This is a genomic window from Desulfogranum japonicum DSM 18378, from assembly GCF_000429945.1.
Lineage (GTDB): Bacteria > Desulfobacterota > Desulfobulbia > Desulfobulbales > Desulfobulbaceae > Desulfogranum > Desulfogranum japonicum.
Genome location: NZ_AUCV01000022.1, coordinates 62,101 through 87,439 on the forward strand (window position 1 = coordinate 62,101; position 25,339 = coordinate 87,439).

Genomic DNA, 25,339 nt, shown 5'->3' on the forward strand with positions numbered 1-25,339 from the left:
ATCCCATGCAACGTCTATTGAAGGCCGTCCTCTTCGATACCTTTATCTCAACTGTTGGAAGACTTCAGGTAACTGATCATAGATACTCCATCTATGCACAACCTCGCTTTCTCGTATAGATAGCCTACCGAAGTCTTCGCTTACCTGCGAAAAACCGTGCTTACACAAATCTGAAGCACCTGCGACCATTTACGCACCAACTCTTTTCGAGAAGTTACAAAAAAGAGCTAACCCTTTTACTTTATATAATATTTTCTTCAACCTTTAAAAGGTGCCTTATCGGATGATTAAAATTTACATGAATGAATGGAAACACATATATCCATATTTATAAAAAAATGAGGAATCTGGTAAATCTCCGTGTTACAAGTGAAATATAGTTTCCCCCTGATTACAAAAGCGTTCTGACACGGATTATAATTCGAGTTAACCGAATTTGAGTCTAGATGTTTACCATATATTTACCTGCACTTTTTTATTTCTTTGCTTAAGATACTACATGACGAAATGATGTTAAGCTAATCGCTACATCTGTCTATTTTTGTATTTTGGTCTTTGTCATAGTTGCGGAACGGTGCGTCTTCCCTAGCCCTAGTGAAAGACTGATTTCATTTCGCCCATTGGAAAGAATACAAAAACGATATTTGGTCATTCATTTGCCAAAATATTTTGAAAATTTGTATTTCCCCTCCATAATGATACTAGCCGTTCTATCAACGAATCTGTGTTCGGCATGTGGCTGTCCACCCAGTCAGCACATAGAATCGGTATGAATAAAATGTTTTTTCTGCCGTAATTATCAAAGGACGGTCATACGATGGGAGGATAAATTATAGCTCGGTTGCAAGCAAGAGCATCAGAAAAATGCAGGAACTGAAAAATAAAGCAATTGATGGCTTTTCCCTGGAGAAAATCCGAAAAGATCATATAACTATTTGGAGTGATAGCAAAAAAAACAAAAATTATGACAATTTAACTTTTCTCTTAATTTTTTTTTCCAATCAACCGAATAATACCATAAGGAAAAAATTCCTTGTTAATTTTCAGGCTCTTCAAGGAAGAAGAGCAAACAACTAGTTTATGGAGGTCAAGATGACAATGAAAGGTATGAAGAAGAAGATTGTTGCCGGAGCAGCGTTCCTTGGAGTGTTATCCTTGTCAGGTGCAACAGTTTATGCTGTTGATGTTTCAATGGACGCAAGCGTTACTCTCCAGTCCGCAGGAGATGCAGTGAAAACGAATGACGTGGAATTCGGCACAGTTACCCTTGATCCGACGGCCGCCACGTTGGAGATTGATGCCTCTGCGCAGGATACTTTTTCATCAGTCCGAGCAACTCCTACAGATACTGCAGGATCCTCGACTTTTTCAGGAACAGCCGGGAGTGGATTAATCACTATCACTTCTCCAATCGAGGTTCTGGTAACTGTTGATGCTGATGACACTGCAACTTTAGGGGGTGCTTCGGGAGCAACTCTAACCTTGAGTGGTATAAAAGCTAACTCTACCACTACATATACCCACCCAGCAGGAGGATTTGCCAATACCCCCTCCTATGTTCATATAGGTGGAGTAATTACTATTGCCGACTCTACTGCAATACCGATGGAAGCGTACAGCACCAGTACTGGAACTGGCGCACCTTTTAATGTCACCATTGATTTTCAATAATTTGACTTCCAATAATTTACAACACATTTTATTTGCACTTTTCTGTTGCATCATCAGCCTTATTTCTTCTTCAGCATATGCTGTAGAAGAGATAAGGCTGAACAGGTCAATAGAGTTTGGTGACATCATCTTCCAGCCGGGCGGTGACACAGTTACCATTGATGCCAGCGACGGAGGAACAGTCAGCCCTCACGTTGAAAAAGGGCTGCTCCGTTCAGGGGGGCACAGTGGCTTATTAATCATTAGGCTCGAACAGGAAGCTGAGGTGCAAATAAACTATCCGGACTCCATCATCCTTAAAAATAAAAATAATGGGGCTGAGCTTACTGTTCAGGATATCAGACAACTCTCCGAATATAGCAGTTCCATACTTGAGCACCCTGGCTATAACCAGGAAATAGAGGCTAGTATTGGCGGTCGACTCTCCATCAGCAGCGGGTCAGCAGAGGGAAGCTATCAGGGTGAGGGCATTATCTATATTCAAATAACTTATTTGTAACCTGCTATTATGCAACGATTAACTACTTTTCTCGTTTTTCTGGTAACTGCATGTATCACAACGGTTTCTGCCTACGCAGGCTCTCAATACATGTTGATGGCGAGTCCGCTCAGGGTTATTTTTGATGATCGTCACAGGGCTGAACAGATGACAATTGTCAATATTTCTGAAGAAGAGGTGCACTATGCGATATCCATTGTGAACCTGCATGACAAGGAAGGAAAACGTGTTGTAGCCACAGATGAGACTGAACAAGAACAAATAGTCAGAAAAATGATCCGGTTCTCTCCTCGAAGGGCGACCATCGGCCCTAAGGAGCACCAGGTTGTCAAGCTTATGGTGCGAAAACCAAAGGATCTTCCGCCAGGAGAATACATTACCCACCTCCAGATCACTCCTGTTCCAAAAGATAAAAAAGATAAAAAAGAAGCTAGTGGTGAAGCATTAAAAATTGATTTGGACGTTATTGTCAGCACCAGATTTCCGATAATTATCCAGCATGAGCTTCCACCTGCAGAGGTTACTCCCACAGCATTTACAGTACAAAAAACTGAAGAATACGGAAACGTGGCGCTTGTCACGCTTTCCAGAGAAGGCCAGCTCTCTTCATTTGGCAATGTGTATCTGTTTTATGTGCCGAAAAACAGTAATCAGCAAACCAAAAGAGTTGGCTTAGCTCAGGGGATTGCTATCTATCAGCCGAAAAAACAGCAACAGTCTATCATTAGTCTGAAAGATATCACAGAACAGGAGCTCCAGAGCGGCTCCATCCGAGTGCAGTATACCCCCAGCAGAGGGGTAGCAGAAAAGAGGCCTGGTAAAAAACAGACAACCACCAGGGATTTTCCGCTGGGTAGTTGATGTTGTTGTGTCTGTATAAATCCAACCAGGAAAATGCACAGCACTATCTTTTCAGCAGGGTTATTGCAGTTTGGTTCCTCCCCTTGAGAGGCTCAGAGAACGATAAACAATACCCTATTTCTATTCTATTATGAAACGCCCATTGATGCTCTGGTCGCTGGCAACAGCAACTGTCATATGTTGTGCCATCCTGCTGGTCTACTCAAACACCTTGCACTCACCATGGATATTTGACGATGAGCCCAATATCCTGGACAACTCAACCCTGCACATAGAGAACCTGCAACCAACCACCCTGTGGAGTACTTTTTTTGCAGAACCAAAAGTACCTGGGAAGATGTATCGCCCCATCCCTTGTTTCACTTTTGCCCTGAACTGGTATTTCTCGCAAACAGATACGACCAGCTATCATGTGGTAAACATTCTTATTCATTCTCTGTGTGCTCTCGTTTTATACGGGACCGTCACCCTGTTGCTATCCATCCCTCTTTTTTCAGGCCGTTTCACCACCCGGCAAAAACAATTGATTGCGCTGACAGCTACTCTTTTATGGGCTTTGCATCCCATCCAGATACAGGCGGTAACCTATATTGTTCAGCGTATGTCCTTAATGGCAGCCCTGTTTTTTCTTTGTGCTTTTTATTTTTATCTGCGCTTTCGCCTGCGTCACGGATTCAATATTTTTTTATTGGCACTCTCGCTGCTTTTTTACCTGCTGGCAGCACTTTCCAAGGAAAATACCATTATCTTTCCGCTCAGTGTGCTTTTGGCTGAGTTTTGTTTGTTCCGGGACGCAGAAGACAAAACATCAAAAGTTATACGCTGCTCAATCAGTGTTTGTGTAGTACTGATTGCCGGTTATGCACTCTACTATTTTAACGCTACATATTCGTTTAAAACTATTTTCTCACCTTTAAGCCACTCACCCTACTCCATATACCAGCGGCTTATCTCCCAGCCTGCAGTTCTCCTTTTGTACATCAGCCTTCTCGTATTTCCCCATCACGGAAGATTTTCCTTCTCCCATGATATGGTTATCCATGGTTCCTTTTTTGAACCGAGTGTTCTCCTTAGCACAGCTGCAATTGCTATTCTGGTGGCTGGTTCTCTGATTCTTATCCGAAAAGCGCCTTTACTCAGCTTTGGTATTCTATTTTACTTTGTAAACCACCTGGTGGAGTCAACCGTTATTCCGCTGGAACCGGTCTTTGAACACCGTAACTATCTGCCCTCCTTTTTTTTCTTTCTTCCCTTTGCTGCTTTTGTGGTGGAAACCGCATGCAAATACAAGGAAACAAAACCTGCCATCAGCACGATTGCTGCAACAGTCGTGGTGGTGTGCATTGTAACACTCGGATGGAACACCTACCAGCGCAACAACGTGTGGAAAACAAAACTCTCCCTCTGGGAGGATGCACGGAAAAAGGCGCCCGATAATGCCCGACCATGGGAACAAATAGGACTGATCAAGGGGTTTGATCCGAATCAATCACAGGAAAAATTTACTGACGCCATCACCTGTTTTTCCACAGCTCTGACAAAGAAAGTGCAGCGCAATTCATTTTACGAACTGATTCTTGGTAGTATGGGCGAAGTCTCATACCGGTACGGCAGATATGATATGGCAATCCCTTATTTTCAAAAATCACTTGCATATAATCCAAAGTTAGCCACCTCGCATTATGGTCTGGCAAAATCCCTGGTAGCCTCCGGTCAATTTGAAAAGGCTGTGCAGGCAACCCGGAAAGGAACAGATATCCTGCCTGACCTGACACCTTTGTATACAGTGCAGGGGAGTGCTTACCTATGGCTGAACCAGCCGGAAAATGCGGTCGCCAGTTTTTCAAAGGTATTGGAGGCGCCCCATGCAGAAAAAATAGATATCATGCACTTGGGCATTGCACTCTCAAAAAACGGACAATATCAAGAGGCTGAAAAAACACTTCTTAAAAGCCAGGGAATTGACGACTTTTTACTGCTCATGGCCCTGATTGAAAATAGCCTGTCTGCTGGTGCTGAAAAGAGACTGCAGCACTGGGTCGGGGTACTGGTAAAATATTTCCCGGAAAAATTTATTAAAGCGAGACTGAAGTTTTACACCAATGAGTATCGCAGCCTTCCCTTTGCCACCCAGAAAATTGAAGAAGCAGTTTTTTCGACCGATAGGTGAAGCAGCACGGAGCAAGTCTGGAAAATGTGCGACAGGGACAAAAGGCACAAAGGGACTGAGTACAAAAAATCTTGGACCCAAAGATGCATTTTCCATCGTGACCTTACCCTTTAATATATAGATGTTAGGGTCACGAGAAAAATAAATTATCCAATCTTGCTTGTCTCTCAACTCGGTAACGTCGTCGCTTCACGGGCTCAATACGACCAATATGGAACCATTGACGCGACGACGTTACTAAACCGATATTCTATGCATTTTTTGGATATATAGTATTTCCCGCATCCCTTAATTCGATAGTAATTTACATAAAAAAGGAAGTAATCTGTGCAAGAGAACCAAAATTCGATATCAGTTACAGTTTTGTTGCCAGCTTTCAATGAAGAATTGTCCATTGGCAATACAATCAGAAAAATTAAAGAACTTTATCCTGATTTCGAAGTATTAGTCATTGATGACGGGTCTACAGATCAAACCATGAATGTGGCTATGGAAGCAGGAGCTGATGTTTGCCCGCATCCATATAACATTGGCAATGGCGCAGCCATTAAAACAGGCATCCGCTGTGCAAATGGAGAATGGATAATTATGATGGATGCTGATGGACAGCATGATCCTGATGATATTGCCCGGTTGTTAGAGTATAAAGACACCCATGACATGATCGTCGGCGCAAGAAATAGTGAAGGCCAGGCTTCCATGCTCCGCAATTTTGCCAATAAGATATATAATAACCTGGCATCTTATGTGACAAAGTTTAAGGTAGAAGACCTTACTTCTGGGTTTCGTCTTGTAAAAACAGAGACAGCCAGAGATTTTGTTTATTTGCTTCCAAACACCTTCTCCTACCCGTCAACACTGACCATAGCATATTTGCGTAGCGGAAGAAGTATTAAATATCTTCCTATTAAGATAAGCAAACGACAAGGCAAGAGTAAGATAAAACTTTTTCAGGATGGAATGCGCTTCTTTCTTATCATAACAAAGATTGCCACGCTTTTTTCACCATTACGGATTTTCCTTCCTGTGAGTTTATTCTTTTTTATCATGGGTATGGGTCATTATGTGTATACTTTTTTCACATTGCACAGATTCACCAATATGTCCGCTCTACTACTATCAACCTCTGCGATAGTGTTCATGATGGGATTAGTGTCTGAGCAGGTAACCCAGATTCGTTATGAACGGACAACGTAACTGATGGCATGAAAGTTCTTATCGATATCGGTCATCCAGCTCACGTCCATTTCTTTTCACATCCTATAAAAAAATGGCAACAAGCAGGGCATAAAGTTATTGTTTCATCCCGTTATAAAGAAATTGCCACTGATCTCCTCGATGCTTTAAAAGTAGAACACCATGTTTTATCTGCCATGAATAAAGGCAGCGTTGGTGGCATGGCTTTGGAATTACTGGTAAGAGATCTTGCCTTGTTTAAACTTGTCAGAAGTGAAAAGCCTGATATCCTGACAGGAATAGGCGGAATATTTGTTGCCCATGTAGGTTTTGTTTCCCGAACGCCATCAATTGTATTTTACGACACTGAAAACGCCACGTTATCAAACCTTATTACTTACCCCTTCTGCTCCATGGTAGTTGTCCCTTCATGTTATCAGAAATGGCTGCCTCCCTGGCACTTACGCTATCCTGGTTATCATGAACTGAGTTACCTTCACCCAAATCGTTTTACTCCTGACAAAAAAAAAGCTATTTCCTGCGGACTGCACCCTGAAAAGCTGAATTTTCTGATTCGGGTAGTTTCCTGGCAGGCCAGCCATGATGTAACTGAAAAAGGCTGGAATATTGACCTGTTAAGGCAAGTTACCAATTACCTTGCTGCCAGAGGGAATGTTCTGATTTCCTCAGAAGGGGAATTGCCAAAGGATCTTTTAGCGTTTCGGTATACCGGGCCTCCTGAGGATATCCACCACCTGATGGCCTATCTGAATCTCTTTATCGGTGAAAGTGCCACAATGGCCTCTGAATGTGTTGCCTTAGGTATTCCAGCAATTTATGCAGCTCATTCTAGTCGCGGTTATATGGATGAACAGGAGAGGCGATATGGCATGGCCGTTCATTTAAAAAATTTGCACTGGCCTGTGATAGAAAAGACTATAGCTGGAATTCTGGAGATTGCCCCCTCGGTCTGGCAAGATAAACAGGCACAACTTTTAGCAGAAAAAATTGATGTGGCCGAGTTTGTTTGTCAATTTGTCGAAAAATATCCTCAATCAATAAATACATACAAGGCGCAGTTTGCCAATATAGGGTAAGTTAATGTGCGGAATTGCAGGATTTTTTGAAAATAAAGATGAGCAACTTCATGCTGGCTGCATTTCCAGAATGTTAGACGCCCTGCAACACCGAGGTCCTGACGGCAGAGGCCAGACGTTATTTCAACAGGCTGCATTGGGGCATGTACGGTTGGCAATTATTGACCTCAAAGGCGGCTTGCAGCCCATGTCAGAAAAGGGAAAACGTTTTCATATTTCATATAATGGTGAGCTGTACAATTATAGAGAAATAAGGAAAGAATTGCAGCACGAGGGTTGTTTATTTCAGACTGATTCTGATACAGAAGTCATTCTACAGGCCTATATTGCCAGAGGAACAAGAGCATTTCAAGATTTCAGAGGGATGTTCGCTTTTGCACTGTGGGATGATAAAGAAAAAAGAGGCTGCCTGGTCCGCGACCGCTTCGGAATCAAGCCACTTTTTTATACCGAATATCAGGGTATTCTCTATTTTGCCTCTGAAATAAAGGCTATCCTGAAAGTGCTACCAGTTTTCCCAGGGATGAACCTCAACGGGCTTCATCTGCTGATGAATTATCGATATATCCCCGGACAGGAAACATTATTTAATAATATCTGCCACTTGCCACCTGGACATTACCTTGTTTGGCAGAATAATCGGTTCGCTGTCAAAAAATGGACGCAGCATATTCCTGTCGAGGATAACAGCAGTCTGGAGGAAATTCGTAGTTGTCTAACAACGGCCATCCGCAGGCAATTGGTAAGCGATGTGCCGCTAGGGGCATACCTCTCAGGAGGAATTGATTCGGCAACCATTTGTTCCATTGCTTCACGATCGCTATTGCCAGAGAGAAAGCTGCCAACGTTTACAATTCAGACAGGGGATTCTCCACTTGAAGCTGAGCAGGCTGCGGAGACCGCCCGTTATCTTCAGGTAGATAATTTTCAGAAGCCTGTGACAGCACAATTTGAAAATTATTTTTCTCGGATAGTCTATCATCTTGAGGTGCCTAAGGTCAACGCCTGGCAGTCTGCATTAGCAGCTGAGCTTGCCTCCAATCATGTTAAAGTAGCTCTTTCAGGACTCGGTGGTGATGAGATTTTTCTCGGTTACAATATCCATAAGTTAATGGCAAAGCTTAGCAGCTTATCAGGTAAAGGGCTGGAGGGCCTTCTTCGTTTGCTCGGGCTGACAACTGGTTCATTTTTCAAATTACTGCCTCCCCGTTTTGAGGAGTTTGGCAGGGCTGCCAAATTGCTGAACCACTTCCCTGATGTTGTAATGATGTATGGTATTCTTCGTAATGTCTGGGATACTCCTGAGAACCGGAAACGGCTGTATGGCACTAGACTCCTGAGGGCGGGTTGCGATGACAGTTTTGCTTTTCTCCGCACTGCCTGGCACCATAATGAAGAAGTCATCAGGGCAACAGCCAGGTATGAGATGGAAAACAAGATGGTGAATGATTTCTTGCTTCAGGAAGACCGATTAAGTATGGCCTTTGGCCTTGAAGTGAGAGTCCCGTTTCTTGACGAAGATCTCGTAACTCTCGTTTCCGCTATTGATCCGGCAAAAAGAATGCCCCAAGGGCAGCTTAAATATCTCATGCGACAGGCGGTCTCTGCCTGGCTGCCTGAAGAAATTCTAAATCGACCCAAAAGCGGCTTCCAGGTGCCGATTGAACAGTTTTTTAACAGTCATTTACGAGGTCTCTGTCTAAAATATCTCAGCAGAAAACGATTACTCGAGGACGGCCTGTTTAATCCTCAGTTCGTAGAAACAGTTCTTGACGCAAGACCACACTTTCGCCTGCGATGGCACTATTTTTTACTCTATCTGATGCTCGGCGTTACTGTCTGGCTGAATCTTTTTGAAAGAGGAGAGGAAATACCTACATGGCACTAAAGGAAGAAATACCACCGATCCTGGACAAAGTGTATGCCTGGAGCAAAGACCAGGAGTTTCGGGGATATAACAAACATGATGGACTTAACAGTCCTTTGTTACAGCTCTTTCTTGGTTGGGCAAAATGGCCACGCCTTATTGCTATTCAGTCTGTAATGCGTGCACCTTGTAATATTAGGCCTCTTCTTGGAGTACCTCGAACACTTAATCCAAAGGGATTGGGACTTTTTGCATCTGCTCTGCTTGATATGCACATAGCGACAGGAGATAAAGTCTTTCTTGTGGAGGCAGAGCAAATTTTACAGAAATTGCTCGATATTCGTTCCCAGGGTAGCTGGTCAGGGAATTGCTGGGGATATCCCTATCCTTGGCAGGATCTCGGCTTTTTTGCTCAAGCACATACCCCGAATGCTGTGGTCAGCTGTTTTGTCTGCGAAGCATTTCTTAAAGCTTTCAGGGTTACCGGTAAAAGCATATATCTTGAAGTTGTAGGCGGGGCTATACATTTTTTCATGAAGGACCTGACTGTTCTCAAAGATACACCAGATTCACTTTGTCTGGGGTATATGCCAATGCCTATGAAAATGAGAGTGATAGACGTAAGCATTTTAATTGGCGCGGTCATAGCTCAATATTGTCAACTCTCAGAAGATACAGCCCATTTTGAAAACGCTAAGCGATTAGTCGGCTATGTTGTCAGTCAGCAAACAGACTATGGCGCCTGGTTCTATACTGATCCTCCCGGAGATTCTTTTATCAGGCATGACAACTACCACACCGGCTTTATTCTCGATGCACTCTGGCGCTATATGGAGGCGGCTTCTGACTGGTCATGGCGCAGCAATTATGAACAAGGTCTCGCTTTTTATGCAGAACACCTTTTCAATGAAGATGGTTCTCCTCGGTGGATGAGTGATAAAGATTTTCCTCACGATGTCCATGGCTCTGCGCAGGGACTTATTACTTTTTCTCTCGCCGTAGCCAATGGATATAATTACAGAAAATTACTTGACCAAATAGCGGACTGGGCAATAAGAAACCTCTATCATCCATCTGGCCGATTTTATTATCAAAAAGGACGGTATTATACAAAAAAATTTACCTTGCTGCGCTGGTGTAATGCCTGGATGTTTCGAGGACTTTCAGCATGGAGAGTGAGTTTGGATAGGTGATGAACTTGCATTGAATCCAAAAAGTATCCAGACTGATTTTCTTGAGGTGGTAGGATAAAAATGACATTTTTTTAAGAGCGGGTATTATTTCCGCACAAGGAGGTGCCATATGAAGCAAAAAAGCGAAGTTATACGCAAGAATTTAAAGATCCGGCAGTCAATCTGTTAACTGAGCAAGAATCACAGGAAGACGAAGATCTCCGTAAAGAGATAGTCCGCCTCAAGAAGGAAAATCGTCGCTTACAAATGGAGCGTGAAATATTAAAAAAAGCGGCAGCCTTCTTTGCGAAAGAGTCAGGGAACGGTATCAAGATACAGAAAAACTGATTGTTTCGGATTTAGGGGTGGTGAACAAAATAACAAAAAACAGTTTGTTAAAGTGTCAAAAAAATCCCTTTCCAACGTCAAAGAAGTCAGTAGCTGAATATACATTCCCTGTAACTTCTTGATGTTGTGTAGGCGGAAATCTTCTCCCGACTCCCCTCTAGGGCATAGCCGTCAGGCTAAGCCCCTTTATCCGGCCATCTGTATCACCTCGCCATCATAGCTCAGGCTGAATGTGCCAAATAGTATATCCGGGAAGTGATTGTTACTTCGGTTTTTCTTTTCTAAAAGGTGCCTTCTACGACTCAGATCAAAAAATCCAACCAGAAATTTCACCGTTGTCAATGTCCCGCCGAGAAGCGCCTGCTTAAAGTTATCCAGAGAGTGAATAATGGTTTTAGATGCTTTATAAAAACTGAGACTCTGATCATCAAGCTTTCGTAGCAGAGCGTTGGTGACCCACAGAACTTGCCAGCTGAGCACTATGATGAACAATTTTGACCAGATGTAACACTCCAGCCGCTCTTTCTTTACTTTTTTTACATTGTCAATCTTCCACAACGATTTCCAAACCTTAAACCCGAGTTCGATCTGCCATCTCAATGTATATGCCTTCCATGCAGTCTCCAGAGAAATCATCTTTTCCTCTGCAGAAGTTATAAAAAGATTGAGCTTGCATCGTGCCTTAAACTTTTTGGTTAACTGCCGCCCTTTCTTTTTAGCATTTTTCTTCGCCTTGCGTATCCTTTCCTGATATATCTCCTCGGGCAACAGATAAATCAAGAGCCTCACATCAAATTCTTGCTCCTTGTCAAGGAATACTCTTTCTTCGATCTTTTCTACCCCATACTTCTTCATGGTTTTCACGATCTGGCCAAAGTTACATTTCATCACCTCGCCATCCCGAATTTGGTACACATCCTGTTGACTTTGCAGACGGCAAAGAAAGTAACCAAGATTTTTAACAATGCCTTTTAGTGCATTAAGATGCATATAAGCCAGATCCCGTATAACCAGATCGCCTTCGCCAATGACATCCAGGGTCATTGTTGAGTTGGTGGCGTCCTGATCGTTGAATGCATTCAAACTGAGATCAACTAGTTGGCCGGACAGTAGATCGTACTCAAACTGAATTCTCACGTTGGCCGTGGAACCACTGCCTCCGCTCCCGGGATAATACTCTGCCAACGTTTTATCCACTTGAAAACAAACCGAATCTTTGATCAATATCCGATTAAAATACTTGCACTTCAGCAGCAATGGATTGTTTCTGGATATCTGTTTGCTCAACAGCTGACCGAGTGCTGTTTTAAGAAAGCAAACCGCATGGCGATTAAAACGCTCGTCCAGAGACTGCTTCTTTATGCTGATGCCATAGTCCAGTTCCAATTTGACGGTTAAGTCATTGAGACTCTCCGACGCCAAGTTGTCACTGTTGAAAACTAACAAACAAAGAAAAGTGAATCCATTTATCGAACCGGTTCTTTGAACAAATTCGCAATCACGGGCAAGTTTATCTATTTCCATCGGATCAAGTTGAGTGTAAATTTGATCTCGAATGGATCGTTCTATGAAGCTATAATCGTTTTTGTGGATCATCCTGAAAAGGATAACCTATCGTAATTACAATTAAAATATTTATGTTATCTTGATTTTTTATTGTACTATTAGTGACGTCAAATAATGACAACGATCTAATCGCCGGTAGTGAATGGTAGATACTCCTCGGTTAAGGGGATGCTATTATTCGTTGATGACATACGGCGCTTGCGATTCTTATTTAATCTACTGTTTGTCCGATATTTTTTTGCTTAGCCTGACGGCTATGCCCTCTAGGGCTCCCTCCGTTACCGGGGAGGAGCACCGGCCGACAAACACCCCCTTTTACTCAAAAACTAAGGTGGTCAATTTTGGGTTGTCATTTCTAAACACTCCTCATTTATGGGCAGACACCAGCTAAGGACAGCGCCAAGCCGACAAAAATTATTTTGCTCTCCACTATTTAGTTATTGTAGGAAATCGATAATGGGAATCCATCTGATACGGCATGTTCAACTTACAGAAAAAAGCAAACGCATTTAACCATCTGCACTTGCATACTTTTTCTATCTACCACCTCACCCCTCCCTGTCGTTTACAATAGCTGTCAAAGAACAACCGACACTTACCTTGAGCTATTCCCCTGCTGACATACATATAGAATTCTTTTTTCCGAATTTTCGAAAAAACCTAGTTCGTTTTTTACGTCTCCACTGCAAACACTAATCACAACTTGCTGTAAATCTGTTTGTTTTAACTATTTTTTAAAAACGGACCATTTATTGCTTAACTCCATTAATCATTTACAGTATCGAGATTTCACTTACAAAAGGAGAGTTCATGTACACCACCAAAAACATTGCCAGAATTGCGGCCCTGGTAGTGGCCGGCGTTACGGTCTTCGCTTCAGCTGCTTCAGCCTGTTCAACAAGCTATACGGCACCAACCCATAGCGATGCATCTTGGCAGGAGATCGATGGAATTTATTGGAGTGTTGATAATGGAGTAACCTGGGGAAACGATGAATTGACCAAAGGCCAGGAAGTCATCTTTAAAATCGACGTGCATAAGGACAATGCTGGCAGCCATTATGCTGATCTGGCGAAAATCTGGGTTGACTGGGGAAATGACGGCTCATTTGACGAACCGAGCGACACAGTGCTTTTCGGCCTCCAACCCGTAGCTTCCGGAGAAACTGATTTTTCTTTTATATCCAATGCATTCTTGCTGGATGATTCTCTCAACAGCACACTGGATCTTCTGGCGAGGGTAACCTGTACAGCTTCGGTTTATCCTGGTTACCATAATCTGGGCGACTATTTCCAGGGTGACAGTGCCCGTTATGATGCGCTGTTTCTACCCACCGGTTCTTTATGGCAGGGTGAAGCGGAAACATACCAGCTTATTATCAATGACGTGAACATTCCGCCAGCTTCCGGCACCCCTACCCCAGAACCAGGCACCATGTTCCTGTTTGCCGCAGGACTCGCCGGTCTGGCAGCAGCCAGTCGTAAATCCAGGAAATAATTTCCGGTAAATCGAACAAAAACACTGGGGCACCTGTATCCTGAAAAGAAGATTTCATCAGGATACAGGTGACTTAAAAAAACGCAAATATGCATCTGATCATTTACTGATCATAGCCAGACGCCCCTTGGTGAGCCGCACCAGATCTCCGGGCGCCAACTCAATTTCCAGTCCTCTTTTACCACCACTCACATGGATTGTTGGAAAAACTTCTGCAGATTGGTCAATAACCGTGGGAAGTACTTTTTTCTGTCCCAGGGGACTAACCCCTCCCAGAACATAGCCTGTTGTTTTTTCAACCTGCGAGGCTTCTGCCATTTTCACTTTTTTCACCTGCATTTCCCTGGCCATTGCCTTGAGGTCAAGCTGGCCAGACACAGGAACAACAGCCACGGCCAGTTCTCTGTCTCCAATCTGTACAACCAGGGTTTTGAAAACCTGTTGCGCAGGTAGATTCAACTTTTCCGCCGCCTCAGTCCCATAGGATGCAGCCTGGGGATCATGGCTGTACTCATGTAGTGTGTAAGTAATTTTTGCCCGCTTTGCAGCACGTATTGCCGGGGTCACGTCAATATCCTCCTTTACCGTGATTGTTTCACAGTGTGTCTTAAAAAAATATCTCTGTACTCGTTCTTCGGGATGTTATGGAGTACACTTATATAAATGCCTTTTTCACCTCAACAAACGGACACCCGCCATGGCAAAAAAGATAGCGCCGTTTCTTCTGCTCTTCAGCATTCTTTTATTCTCTTGTGCCCGTAAGGAGCCACCTCCTATCCAGGTGCAGATCCCTCATCGAACTATCGACTACCTGGCTGAAGTCAAACCTATCCTGGATAAACGCTGCGCTGTCTGTCACTCCTGCTATAATTCTCCCTGTCAGCTGAAACTCTCCTCCTATGAAGGCCTGGATCGTGGTGGAAGCAAAAAAGCGGTCTATAATGCCAGCCGACTGGCTACCATGGATCCCACCCGGCTCTTTATTGATGCCCAGACCACTGAAGAATGGCGTACCAAAGGTTTTCATTCCGTAACAGAAAACGAAGCAGATAGCGGCTTTAACGATTCACTTATGCTGGAGCTCCTGGCCCATAAAATGGATCACCCCAAAAGTAGTGGCGAGTATTATTCTGAAGCAGACGACCTGACATGTTCCGCCACCCGTATTGAGCTTGGAGGCTACCTGGAAAAGCATCCCAATCGCGGTATGCCCTTTGGTTTCCCGCCATTACAACAGGAAGAATTCAACCTCATTGCCGGCTGGCTGGCCCAGGGCGCCAAAGGCCCAACCCCTGATCAACAGAAGGCTCTAACCACACCAAAACCTGCAGATGCACAGGCAATACAAATCTGGGAAACGTTCCTCAACCAGGAAGATGCCAAGCATGCCATGACTGCCCGCTATCTGTATGAACATCTGTTTCTGGCACATATAACATTCAATACCGGGACCAATGCCTATTTTGAACTCCTGCGTTCCAGGACACCTCCAGGCAGCCCCATTGATCTCATTGATACAGTCAGGCCCTACGATGACCCGGAAACAGAGAAGTTTTATTACCGCTTTCGCGTAATCCATTCAACCATTGTCCACAAAACCCACATGGTTTTCCCTCTGGACACAGCACAGCTGAGCAGAATCAAAGAACTGTTCATTGAACCGGAATGGCTCGAACAACCGCATCAGAGCGGGTACGACCCCGTCATCAGTGCCAACCCTTTTGTCTCCTTTGAACAGATCCCGCCTCGTTCCCGTTACCAATTCCTGCTGGATAACGTCAATTACATCATCATGACCTTTATCAGAGGCCCTGTATGCCGTGGTCAGGTTGCACTGAATGTTATCCATGATCATTTTTGGGTAGTGTTTCAGGATCCGGACCATGATCTCTCTGTACGTTTTCCAGGATTTCTCAAACTACAGAAAGATAATCTTATCATGCCCATTGAAAAAGGCAGCACCTTCCCTGTGCGTGACCTGATTGGCAACAGATATCACAAGGCGCTGCAAAACTACTTCCATGCCAGACAGGAATTCTATGCTGCACACCACTTTCACGGCCTGGATTATGATTCCATCTGGAAAGGTAACCGCAGCCAGGATACGCCCCTGCTTACCGTCTACCGCCATTTTGACAGCGCCTCTGTACACAAAGGCCCCCTGGGAGCCCTGCCCCGGACCATATGGGTGATGGATTTTCCATTGCTGGAACGAATTTATTATGCCCTTGTAGCTGGTTTTGATGTGTATGGCACGGTTGGTCATCAGCTGGCCGTTCGCCTGTATATGGATGGACTGCGGCAGGAAGGGGAAACCTATTTCCTGGATTACATGCCCCAAAAAATGCGTAAAGACATGTTTTCCTCCTGGTATATAGGTGTTCCGGAAAAAGATCAGCTGTTCTATGATCCAGGAATACCAGATGGGATTTCCCTTGCAGAGGACAACCCCAAACAGGCGTTTATTGAGCACCTGGTCAACAACCATTTTCTCCCGGCGGCAGATATCCATTTTGATCCGGTAAACTATTTGCCAGCAGGAAAAGAATACCCTCCTCTACCCGCATCATATGAAACGCTGCAGGATTATCTCTCAGCATTTCGGGCTGTTTCTCAGCCAGGTACCAAATTCTTTTCCCTTGTCCATAACCATCACTCCAATCTGGCCTATATCCGCATACGGAAAAATGATGGGACCAGTGCAGTTGTCTCAATCATCATCAACCGGTGGCATGATAATGTAGCCTTTCTGTTTCGAGAAGAAAGCACACTGCACCCAGAAAAAGATCGGGCAGATTTTATCCAGGGATTTCACGGCTCCTACCCCAACTATTTTATGGACATAGAGCAGAATGAATTGCCGGAATTTTTCGAGTTTCTTACCAATTTGGACCAATATGAGGAAGAAGAGGCCAGGGCTATCTTCAATCGGTGGGGCGTTAATCGGGCTAATCCTGATTTCTGGAAACAGTATGACTGGTTCCAGGAACGTTTCAATACAGATGAGCCAGTACAGGCAGGTCTCTTTGACCTGAACCGTTACTATTTCAAAGCCTACGAATAATGCAAAAAAGATAACTGGTTAACAAATACGGGGTCAGGAGAGGGCAGTACTCTCGCTAGAGGGAGGCGCTTTATGCGGCAAGCACCTCCCTGACCTTTCGGGCCAGTTCATCCTGGGAGAACGGTTTTGCCAGGAAGGAGACTCCGTCTTCCAGGATTCCGCTATCTGCTATAACATTGGCGGTATACCCTGACACATACAGCGTTTTCAATCCGGGCAACCAGGTACTCAGCTGCTCTGCCAATTCCCGACCATTCATATCCGGCAAAATGACATCTGTAAGCAACAAGTCAATTTGCAGGTGTTCTTTCTCTACCAGTTCTATTGCTTCAAGTGGCCTGTCGGCGCTGAATACGGTATACCCCAGCTCTTCAAGTATATGATGGCTCAACTTGAGCATGGACTCTTCATCTTCAACCAGCAGGATGCGTTCTCCTTGCCCCAGAACCGGCCCGGTATCGGAAAAAGGACGCTTTGAAATAAACTTTCCGTGATACAGGGGAAAATACACGGAAAATTTTGAACCTTTTCCAGGCTCACTGTACACATTCACAAATCCATTGTTTTGTTTGACAATTCCATAGACGGTCGCCAGCCCAAGCCCTGTTCCTTCAAATTTACCTTTGGTGGTAAAAAATGGTTCGAAAATTTTATCCAGTATTTCTCTATCCATACCGATGCCGGTATCACTGACAATCAGACAGACAAATTCACCGCATTTAGAATCTGGATGGCTGCCGCAATATTTCTCGTCAACAAGTATATTACGGGTTTCAATGGTAATTTTCCCGCCCTGTTTCATGGCATCACGGGCATTAATGCATAAATTAGCCAGAATTTGATTGACCTGTGTGGGATCCACCTTTACGAGGCCCAAATCCTCAGCAGGACACCAATCCACTTGAATATTTTCGCCAATAAGCCGATGAAGCATTTTGAGCGTATGGTCAACCTGTTCATTCAAATGAAGTATTTGCGGCTCAACGGTCTGCTTACGGGCAAACGTTAATAATTGACGCGTAATATCGGCAGAATGACGGGTTGCCTCTATGATTCGTTTCACATTCTCCCGTTTGGGATCATCTTTATCCAATTTATTCAAAAGGAGCTCTGAGTAACCTAAAATAACTCCCAAAGTATTATTGTAGTCATGGGCAACGCCTCCTGCCAGGCGGCCAATAGCTTCCAACTGCTGAACCTGAGCCAGACGTTTCCGCACGTCAGCATGTTCCTTTTCCCGTTCCATACGTTCGGAAATATCTTCCACGGCCCACATTATGCCAATGATTCTTCCTCTGTCGTCACGGATGGGGGCCCCGGAAAGAGAAGCATGGAAATTGCTGCCATCCATTCTTTCCTGCAGCAGTTCCACTCCCATGAGCATATGCCCGTTATAGATCTGCTTAAGCATTGTATCGAATTGTGCCTGCTCCTGTTCAGGAATTGTGGGCAGAGACCGGCCTACTATCTCCTCGGCATGCCAGCCGAACAATCGTTCAGCAGACTCACTCCAGATAACCACCCCTCCGGCAAGATCCAGGCTGAAGAGCCCCACCGGAGAACAGGCAATCAAAGCCTTGACCTGCTGATTTTTCCGTTCAAGGGCTTCAAGATTTTCCCGGATTGAATCCCGCATATGCTGAAGGCTCATTGAAAGCGCCTTAAACTCAGGGGTCTCATCGGTATAAATCTCCCGCAGCAAATCACCCCGGGCAATATCTGCAGTTGCCTGGACAAACCGGTCAATGGGTCGGGCAACAAGATGCCGGATAAAGAGGCCCACTAACAGGGAAACCAAGATAAAAAATAGCAAACAAAACAGGATTGCTTTCTGTATACTTTTTCCAATTTTCTGGTCAACAATAGTTCTTGGAAATCCAACATCAATGACAGCAAGGAGGTTGCTCTCCTCATCAAGTATCGGGACCAGCGTATGATAAAAGCCTCCCGCATGTACGGTGCTGATCTTTGCCGACTGCAAGGCTTTGAGAAGAACTGGATATTCCAGTTTATCTCCCCACAAGCTTGAATCGTTGTGCGTAATTACGGTCCCGTCCCTGCTGAGCAGGCTGACAAAAGCAACATGCATATCACGATTGGCCAGATACAGTTTTCTGCATTGCAGGTATGCAGCTTCAAGGAGTAGATCCGTATCAGCAATGCCGCCAAACACCTGGTATTTTGAAGAAATATCATGACGAAGACTTTGAGCAAGGCTTACAGACCGCCACTCTATAGCCTGAAGATAGTTTGTATGGAAATCCCGGACATAAAAAACCGTTGTCAGGCTGATAAAAAGAAATATAACCAGGCTGATAAAAAACATGGTCTTGGCCTGCAAACTTGTACGGTTCAGCAGATTCTTTATGGCCATGCAGAGCTCACTCCGTGTTTCATAAACGTTAACAGCAAAATACTATGAAAAAGCTCCACAGAAGCACCTGTTATCGGTAGCCCAACTCCCGTTCAGCTTCTTCCGTGGCCTGTAATACAGCTTGGACCCACTCCTCTCCAACACGCTCATTAAGCCAGGCAATCGCAGAAGCCCTGGTCTTTTCCCTGAACTGGAGCTGTTCTTCTTCTGAAGGCTTATAGATAGCCACACCCTTGCTTTTCAAATACCTGAAGCCCTGCTGTTCATTCACGACTGCCAGCCCTCGATTCACAACTGCAGAAACCCGTTTCGCCCGCTCGATGACACCTTGTAAATCTTCAGGCAGTTTCTGGTACCAGTCGTTATTCATCAGTAACGTATACGTACTGTAGACATGGCCATCCAGAATAATGTGGTTCTGTATTTTTTCAAAATGAGGAATCAGAAAGGTGCTTATGGAATTTTCCTGGCCATCAACCAGTCCAGAGTCAATGGCATCATAGACATTGGGCCAGGCAATGGGCACTCCTTTGGCGCCCAAGTCTGTCACAATTTTTATATGCAGGGGGCTTTCCATGGTTCTGAAACGTAACCCCTGCATATCAGAGGGAGAATGGACTGCTCTTTTGTTGTTCGAATAGTGGCGAAAACCTCCATTTTCAATCCAGTAGAGTGGTCGCAGCCCTGTTTTACGTGCCATATCCTCGATGAGTTGTTTTCCCAGAGGGCCATCGAGAACTTTCCAGGCAATATCCCGTTCCCTGAAAAGATAGGGTATGGACAAGATCTGGATGGGGGGATAGAGGGTTGCAAAATGGCCATCGGCAAAATCACGTGCATGCACGGCTCCCGAAAGAACCATGTCTATCATCTCCATGGAAGACTGCCCCATCACCTCAGGATAAAGTTTTACAGCCAGTCTCCCTCCTGAAAGCGTTTCGATCTCTTTAGCCAGCACCTCGAAGGGAGTCCACCCATAATGATTGCTCGTTTCAGGGTTGCCGATGCCGATTTTCATCACGTACTCGGCCTTATCTTCATCTGCTGCAGGAAGACCGTAGCACAAAAGGCAGATGATCAGGGTAATCATAAAACATCTCATTTTCCTTATCCTCCCCACCTTTACTCAGCTTTTCAGATTCAGCGGCTTTTCCTTTCATTGTAACAGAGCCCATTTAACCTCTATATTTTCTATTTTACAGGCCAGACTGTTGTAAAACCAAATTCTTTACACACAGAAAAATATTTTCTTCTGCTCAGACAGTTCCCGGAAGGCATTCCGGAAACAAAATTTTTTCTTAGATCAAGGCGCTGCAGGGTCGCTTATTCAATTTTTGGGTTATGCTCAAAATGTTATCCGCAAAAGGACGCGTGGACACCGATAAGTTGTTCGAAAATTCCTCCTCATGGGTAGATACCAGATAGTTGGTATTGTCCTCGACCAGGAGAAAATACGCCCATCCATCCCGTTACTTATTGGGAGCATTATTTTTCTACATAACACCGATATGGGAAGAAGGGTTCTCTCGGCCCCTTCTAGCGTTCCTCTGTCAGGCTCCTTCCCTGTTCGATCAACTGACGTGTGACATCAGCTATATTATAGAGAAGGGTCAACTGCTGCCGTAGTACTCCCGGTTCACTCTGTTCGATGGAGTTTTTTATGGTACGCAACGTGTTGTCCATATTTCCGGGTTCGTAAACAATACCTTCAGCGTTTTGCAACCGAATTGATTCAAGGGCCGCGCTGACCTCTCTAGCCGGACCGGCAACCGCAGGAGGAAGCACCTCCTGTTGTTCACGGTGTGCCCCAAACGCAGACACATAGGAAAGCAATGCATGATTAAGGTAAGTAAGGGCAAAGGCCTGCTGCCTGAAACGCTGCCTGTTCCTCGGCTCAACCTGCATATCCTGCCAGGCCAGAGCCAGCGAGTTATCTGCACGGTGTGCCTGTCGTCTCGCTGTTCGATACGGCAAATCATCTTCATCGTGCTGATCAGCCTGGTATTCATCCAATATAGCTGCAAAATACCGGCTGTTTTTTTCAATGGCTTCATGAAGCAGTCCCGGCAGGGTGCTGAAACGCCACTCGGGCCAAAAAAAACGGACCGAGAGCCACGCCAGCAAGCAACCGGTGGTCGTATCCACCAGACGAGGCACCATTACAGCCACACCGTTACTGGTAACAAAATTAAAAACGCAGAGCACAAAAACCGATATAAACAACACGGAGACCCAGTATTTCCTGCGCACCCAGTAGAAAAATCCGTAGGCTGCGCCGAGCATAAGCAGCAATTGTCCGGCAATGGTCGGCACCATTCCAATGACTGCAACACCCAGTACCACCCCTGCCATGGTACCACCTATCCTTTGCAGCAGTCGTCTCCTGGTCTCGCTGTATGTTGGCTGACAAACAAACAAACTGGTTAACAGTATCCATTCGCCTTTCACCAGGTGTAGCATTTCCGCAATTGTAAAACCTGCCAGCAGACAGGCGCTCAAACGAATCGCATGGCGAAGTCTGGGGTGGCTGAGATGGAGCTGATCAGTGATACGCTCATGGACAGGTCGAGTATCCCTTGCCAGTCTCGGAGCCATGGTCCGTTGATATTCATCATTCAGGGTCTGCAGTGAAATATGAGACCGTCTCAGGTTACGCACAATCAGGGCCAATCGCTGCCTTGAAGACTCAGGGAGTTGGTCAAGCTGGGTAGAGACAGCATTCACCATCCACTGTAAGGAAACAGGATGCTGATAGGCCACACCCGCAAGCTGACTATTGGCGAGAAGACGGCAGGCTCCGGCAAGTTGCAGCAGGGTCTGCCCAATACCTTCCAGCAGTGTATACTGGGTCTTGTCCCTGGAAAGGCTGTCATATGGCTCATGACTAGACGCCGCCCTTTCGTGAAGACTCTGCAGAAGCATGAACAGCCGTAAATAGGGAATCAGGGGAGTATCATCTTTCAGGGCATCTCCATAGTTGGTCAACACCTCCCGTGTCTGATCCAGGGAATTGACCAGACGAACGTTCAATAAGGCCAAACGATTACGAATCTCTTCCTGGGCCTGTTCGTTACTTGGAAAAAGCCTGGATTTTTCTTCCAGGTATGCTGCCAGAGCCAGAAATCCGCGGGCGAGCTGCTCATCAAGAAGCCTCCATGGATGCATACAAAGTAAAGCCAGGGAAAATACCCCGTGGATCAAAGCACCCAGGGGAAGAAGAACAGGTTGCCAGTACCATGCCGGGCTGATGTGGGAACCAATCATGGCATAAATGCCAACAAGGATGGCGCCAAAAGTAACGCCCCGATACCGTTCACTGATGCCACCGATTATCAGAAACACCATGGTGGAAAGAGCCAGACCTGCACCCAGCAGCACCGGGTATGGCCGCAACAATACGACAGCCAGGCTGGAAATACCGAAACTGATAACCTTCAGTGAAAGTGCCTTCACCCTGCCCTTGGGATGATCGTCAGTTTCTGTAAGTGCACCGGACAATATTCCCAGCGCCAATGAAACAGCAACAGCAGAATGGCCCAGCAAAAGTAACGGTACAGTCACCAGGGCTAGCACGGAAGTCGTTTTGATTGCCAAAAGACGATCCGGATTGGTCCACAGGCTTCGACGAATCAACTCCGAGGTTACGAGCGCAGACAGCAACTCCTTTATTGAAAACTGCACAATACTTCTCTTTCTCCCCTTGTGTTTACTGCAAATCTTCAGGTATCATAGCCGACTTACTGTTTCTGACTGGCCCAAGTGCCTTTGTCATCACACTCCTTTACGCCGCATAGCAGACTGTTCATGATTTTTTCCACAATACTTTCAATCCTCACCCCGGTTTTTACCTGTGTTCTTATTGGTTATTTCTGGGTTCGCAGCGGGCGTTCCTATGACACCGAACTCATCACAGCCCTTGTCACACTGTTTGGTGCTCCCTGCCTGGTTTTTTACTCGCTTTCTTCAGTTGAACTCCATCCGCAGCACCTGATTCACATGGGCCTGGCCGCGGTCTTTGCCAACATTGCTTTTCTCGCTCTGGGCTGGCTGGGACTCTCACTGCTGCATCTTCCCAAACAGGCATTTCTACAGGCACTGAGCTTTCCCAATATAGGGAATGTGGGGCTGCCATTGTGTTTTCTGACCTTTGGCGAAGAAGGCCTTGCCCTTGGCATAACTTTTTTTGCTGTCTACATGGCTATCCAGATGACCTTTGGGGTGGTTTTTGTGTCCCAGACCTTTTCGTTATGGGCCATACTGAAAACGCCTATCATCCCGGCAACCCTGGCTGCAGCCCTGTTTCTGATGACAGGCACGGCTCCTCCGAAATGGCTCTACAACACGACCAAGTTGATTGGAGATCTTACCATTCCCCTGATGCTGATCACCCTGGGCGTTTCACTGTATAAATTGAAAATCACCCAATTGAAAATTCCTGTTCAGCTTTCTGTCTTTCGTTTGCTCATGGGCTTTCTTGTGGGGCTTACACTCCCTAAACTCATGGGCCTGGATGGTACAGCTGCCAGTGTCATTCTTCTGCAGTGCTCCATGCCTGCAGCCGTTTTCTGTTACCTGCTGGCGCAAATGTATGATCAACGCCCAGAGGAAGTGGCAGGAGTGGTGATCGTCTCCACAATAATGGGTTTCTCTCTCCTGCCTTTTCTTCTTTGGTATGTCTTATAAGCCGTTGTGGCTACCCGACCAGCTTCCTGGCGAACTCCTTTGCCTGATGGAAGATATCTGCAGGCAGTTTATCTGGTGTTGAACAGGAGCCGACAAACCATTTCCCTGCACTGATGGCCTTATGGGGTTTCTGCAGCCGGTCAAAGGCAATAAAAGCAGACTCAACATTATTTTCATAAGGGCCTCCACCTGTCATCAGCAACCCCTGACGCTGCCCCTCAACCAGAGAACTGTGATCGGGCTGGTGATACTGTACATACAGGCTATAGGTACGATCAATAAACGTTTTCAGAGGACCGGTAATTCCCCAGAAATAGAGAGGAGAGGTAAAAAGTACCACCTGCGCGTTCACCATTTTCTCCAAAATCACATTGGCGTCATCCTGCTGCACACAGGCCACCTGATCTGTAACCTGCTTGCACTTACCGCATGCCAGGCACCCACGGATCTGTTTATCAAACAGGGAAATACGTTCCACCTGGTGCCCCAGGGTTTCCAGTTCTTCCACCACCCAGCCACAGACAGTGGCAGTATTTCCCTGCTTTCTCGCTCCACCTTCCAGGATTAAAACCTTCATTTTTCAATTCTCCAGTATAAATACTTCGCAACTACTCATAGGAGAAACAGATACATTGACAACTCACCCGTATCTGTAACTGGTTACAGGGTGCCTGAAATTTTCCCAATCAGGCTGGCGCAGCGTATTGGATCATACGTTGGATCATACGTAAGCCAGGCTGATCGCGGAAAGATCAGGTGCACGGTGAGCAGTTGCAATAGTTAATCGTAATCGGGCAATGCAGGCAAGGCTCACACACATGCAACAACACAATAGCGATATTCTTGACTGCAGTCCCATACATTTTTCACAGTAATGCTGACAAAAAAACAGCAGCTCCCCGTGCACTGTTCCAAAGGAATGGATATGGAGAGTATCTTACCAGAAAAATGGTCTCAACACCTGGGAGGTCACCAACAATGGTTCGGATTATTTTTCTATCAGCACCACATCATTGACCAATGAGGGAACATACTGTGTGGAAGTCGTCAGCCCGGCCCTGCAGCAGAAGGATATCGGCGAAGATTATATCACTGCCGCTGAAACAACGCTACTCACAGGTGAAGAAACACCTCCCTGTGAAGATGTCATTTTCACCTTGGGTGGCGTCGCAGAGGATGAGTTTTCGGAATGTATGGACAATCTGGACAGATTTCTTTACCGCAAAATCTGCCTTGTCCGGCTCGGTCATGATGCAGAAACCGGCACCCTATGAGCTTTTTTCAATACACAACC

General features: G+C 45.4%; 18 protein-coding genes and 1 pseudogene. 13 read left to right on the forward strand and 6 right to left on the reverse strand.

Going from position 1 to position 25,339, the window contains the following annotated elements; all coding sequences use genetic code 11:
• Positions 1–1,092: 1,092 nt before the first annotated feature.
• The 9 genes and pseudogenes from G493_RS0111670 to G493_RS34995 all read left to right on the forward strand — a co-directional run.
• On the forward strand, positions 1,093–1,671 hold the full coding sequence (locus tag G493_RS0111670; RefSeq protein WP_028580531.1) for a hypothetical protein: 579 nt from the start codon (positions 1,093–1,095) through the stop codon (positions 1,669–1,671).
• Positions 1,649–2,170: a DUF4402 domain-containing protein gene (locus G493_RS0111675; protein WP_028580532.1), complete on the forward strand. Its 522-nt coding sequence runs from the start codon at positions 1,649–1,651 to the stop codon at positions 2,168–2,170. The genes G493_RS0111670 and G493_RS0111675 overlap by 23 nt, the downstream gene beginning before the upstream one ends.
• A 9-nt stretch (positions 2,171–2,179) precedes the next feature.
• On the forward strand, positions 2,180–3,031 hold the full coding sequence (locus G493_RS0111680; protein ID WP_153306489.1) for a fimbria/pilus periplasmic chaperone: 852 nt from the start codon (positions 2,180–2,182) through the stop codon (positions 3,029–3,031).
• A gap of 130 nt (positions 3,032–3,161) precedes the next feature.
• Positions 3,162–5,201, forward strand: a complete 2,040-nt coding sequence (locus G493_RS0111685; RefSeq protein ID WP_153306490.1) for a tetratricopeptide repeat protein — start codon at positions 3,162–3,164, stop codon at positions 5,199–5,201.
• 327 nt (positions 5,202–5,528) lie between these two features.
• The gene (locus tag G493_RS0111690; RefSeq protein ID WP_205623671.1) at positions 5,529–6,398 is read left to right on the forward strand and encodes a glycosyltransferase family 2 protein; all 870 of its coding nucleotides are present in this window, start codon (positions 5,529–5,531) and stop codon (positions 6,396–6,398) included.
• Positions 6,399–6,406: 8 nt separating this feature from the next.
• Complete coding sequence (locus tag G493_RS0111695; RefSeq protein ID WP_028580536.1) at positions 6,407–7,474, forward strand: DUF354 domain-containing protein; 1,068 nt, start codon at positions 6,407–6,409, stop codon at positions 7,472–7,474.
• A gap of 4 nt (positions 7,475–7,478) precedes the next feature.
• Positions 7,479–9,362: an asparagine synthase (glutamine-hydrolyzing) gene (gene asnB / locus G493_RS0111700; RefSeq protein WP_028580537.1), complete on the forward strand. Its 1,884-nt coding sequence runs from the start codon at positions 7,479–7,481 to the stop codon at positions 9,360–9,362.
• The gene (locus tag G493_RS0111705; protein ID WP_028580538.1) at positions 9,353–10,534 is read left to right on the forward strand and encodes a glycoside hydrolase family protein; all 1,182 of its coding nucleotides are present in this window, start codon (positions 9,353–9,355) and stop codon (positions 10,532–10,534) included. Before asnB ends, G493_RS0111705 begins: the two co-directional genes overlap by 10 nt.
• A 207-nt stretch (positions 10,535–10,741) precedes the next feature.
• A pseudogene (locus G493_RS34995) lies at positions 10,742–10,857 on the forward strand (IS3 family transposase); the annotation flags it as partial.
• 190 nt (positions 10,858–11,047) lie between these two features.
• Here G493_RS34995 and G493_RS0111715 read toward each other — a convergent pair.
• Positions 11,048–12,457 carry an IS4 family transposase gene (locus G493_RS0111715; RefSeq protein WP_028580540.1) on the reverse strand — a complete coding sequence of 470 codons (1,410 nt, stop codon included), beginning with the start codon at positions 12,455–12,457 and terminating at the stop codon, positions 11,048–11,050.
• A 780-nt stretch (positions 12,458–13,237) separates the two neighbouring features.
• Between G493_RS0111715 and G493_RS0111720 the strand changes: the two genes are divergently transcribed.
• On the forward strand, positions 13,238–13,924 hold the full coding sequence (locus G493_RS0111720; RefSeq protein WP_028580541.1) for a PEP-CTERM sorting domain-containing protein: 687 nt from the start codon (positions 13,238–13,240) through the stop codon (positions 13,922–13,924).
• A 99-nt stretch (positions 13,925–14,023) separates the two neighbouring features.
• Here G493_RS0111720 and ybaK read toward each other — a convergent pair whose 3' ends face one another.
• Entirely contained in the window at positions 14,024–14,491 is a 468-nt protein-coding gene (ybaK, locus tag G493_RS0111725; protein ID WP_028580542.1) for a Cys-tRNA(Pro) deacylase, read from the reverse strand.
• Between the two features lie 130 nt (positions 14,492–14,621).
• Between ybaK and G493_RS28995 the strand changes: the two genes are divergently transcribed.
• Positions 14,622–16,988: a fatty acid cis/trans isomerase gene (locus tag G493_RS28995; protein WP_028580543.1), complete on the forward strand. Its 2,367-nt coding sequence runs from the start codon at positions 14,622–14,624 to the stop codon at positions 16,986–16,988.
• A 70-nt stretch (positions 16,989–17,058) separates the two neighbouring features.
• On the opposite strand, the gene G493_RS32150 is transcribed toward G493_RS28995, so the two are convergent.
• From G493_RS32150 to G493_RS0111745, 3 genes are all read right to left on the reverse strand, one after another.
• A complete protein-coding gene (locus G493_RS32150) occupies positions 17,059–19,362 on the reverse strand; it encodes an ATP-binding protein (RefSeq protein WP_051309256.1) in 2,304 nt (767 codons plus the stop codon).
• Positions 19,363–19,432: 70 nt separating this feature from the next.
• A complete protein-coding gene (locus G493_RS0111740; protein ID WP_084813550.1) occupies positions 19,433–20,464 on the reverse strand; it encodes a DctP family TRAP transporter solute-binding subunit in 1,032 nt (343 codons plus the stop codon).
• Between the two features lie 434 nt (positions 20,465–20,898).
• A complete protein-coding gene (locus tag G493_RS0111745) occupies positions 20,899–23,043 on the reverse strand; it encodes an FUSC family membrane protein (RefSeq protein ID WP_051309257.1) in 2,145 nt (714 codons plus the stop codon).
• 123 nt (positions 23,044–23,166) lie between these two features.
• Here G493_RS0111745 and G493_RS0111750 point away from each other — a divergent pair, with 123 nt between their 5' ends.
• Positions 23,167–24,045, forward strand: coding sequence for an AEC family transporter (locus tag G493_RS0111750; RefSeq protein WP_205623672.1), 879 nt, complete (start codon positions 23,167–23,169; stop codon positions 24,043–24,045).
• A 10-nt stretch (positions 24,046–24,055) separates the two neighbouring features.
• On the opposite strand, the gene G493_RS0111755 is transcribed toward G493_RS0111750, so the two are convergent.
• Positions 24,056–24,622 carry a flavodoxin family protein gene (locus G493_RS0111755; RefSeq protein ID WP_028580547.1) on the reverse strand — a complete coding sequence of 189 codons (567 nt, stop codon included), beginning with the start codon at positions 24,620–24,622 and terminating at the stop codon, positions 24,056–24,058.
• A gap of 460 nt (positions 24,623–25,082) precedes the next feature.
• On the opposite strand from G493_RS0111755, the gene G493_RS0111765 reads away from it, so the two are divergent.
• Complete coding sequence (locus G493_RS0111765) at positions 25,083–25,319, forward strand: hypothetical protein (protein ID WP_028580548.1); 237 nt, start codon at positions 25,083–25,085, stop codon at positions 25,317–25,319.
• Positions 25,320–25,339: the final 20 nt, after the last annotated feature.

Excerpts from the sequence above, each read along its gene's own strand:
- G493_RS0111670 (WP_028580531.1), top strand. The coding sequence starts at position 1,093 with ATGACAATGAAAGGTATGAAGAAGAAGATTGTTGCCGGAGCAGCGTTC.
- G493_RS0111675 (WP_028580532.1), top strand. The coding sequence starts at position 1,649 with ATGTCACCATTGATTTTCAATAATTTGACTTCCAATAATTTACAACAC.
- G493_RS0111680 (WP_153306489.1), top strand. The coding sequence starts at position 2,180 with ATGCAACGATTAACTACTTTTCTCGTTTTTCTGGTAACTGCATGTATC.
- G493_RS0111685 (WP_153306490.1), top strand. The coding sequence starts at position 3,162 with ATGAAACGCCCATTGATGCTCTGGTCGCTGGCAACAGCAACTGTCATA.
- G493_RS0111695 (WP_028580536.1), top strand. The coding sequence starts at position 6,407 with ATGAAAGTTCTTATCGATATCGGTCATCCAGCTCACGTCCATTTCTTT.
- asnB (WP_028580537.1), top strand. The coding sequence starts at position 7,479 with ATGTGCGGAATTGCAGGATTTTTTGAAAATAAAGATGAGCAACTTCAT.
- G493_RS0111705 (WP_028580538.1), top strand. The coding sequence starts at position 9,353 with ATGGCACTAAAGGAAGAAATACCACCGATCCTGGACAAAGTGTATGCC.
- G493_RS0111715 (WP_028580540.1), bottom strand. The coding sequence starts at position 12,457 with ATGATCCACAAAAACGATTATAGCTTCATAGAACGATCCATTCGAGAT.
- G493_RS0111720 (WP_028580541.1), top strand. The coding sequence starts at position 13,238 with ATGTACACCACCAAAAACATTGCCAGAATTGCGGCCCTGGTAGTGGCC.
- G493_RS28995 (WP_028580543.1), top strand. The coding sequence starts at position 14,622 with ATGGCAAAAAAGATAGCGCCGTTTCTTCTGCTCTTCAGCATTCTTTTA.
- G493_RS32150 (WP_051309256.1), bottom strand. The coding sequence starts at position 19,362 with ATGGCCATAAAGAATCTGCTGAACCGTACAAGTTTGCAGGCCAAGACC.
- G493_RS0111740 (WP_084813550.1), bottom strand. The coding sequence starts at position 20,464 with ATGAGATGTTTTATGATTACCCTGATCATCTGCCTTTTGTGCTACGGT.
- G493_RS0111750 (WP_205623672.1), top strand. The coding sequence starts at position 23,167 with ATGATTTTTTCCACAATACTTTCAATCCTCACCCCGGTTTTTACCTGT.
- G493_RS0111755 (WP_028580547.1), bottom strand. The coding sequence starts at position 24,622 with ATGAAGGTTTTAATCCTGGAAGGTGGAGCGAGAAAGCAGGGAAATACT.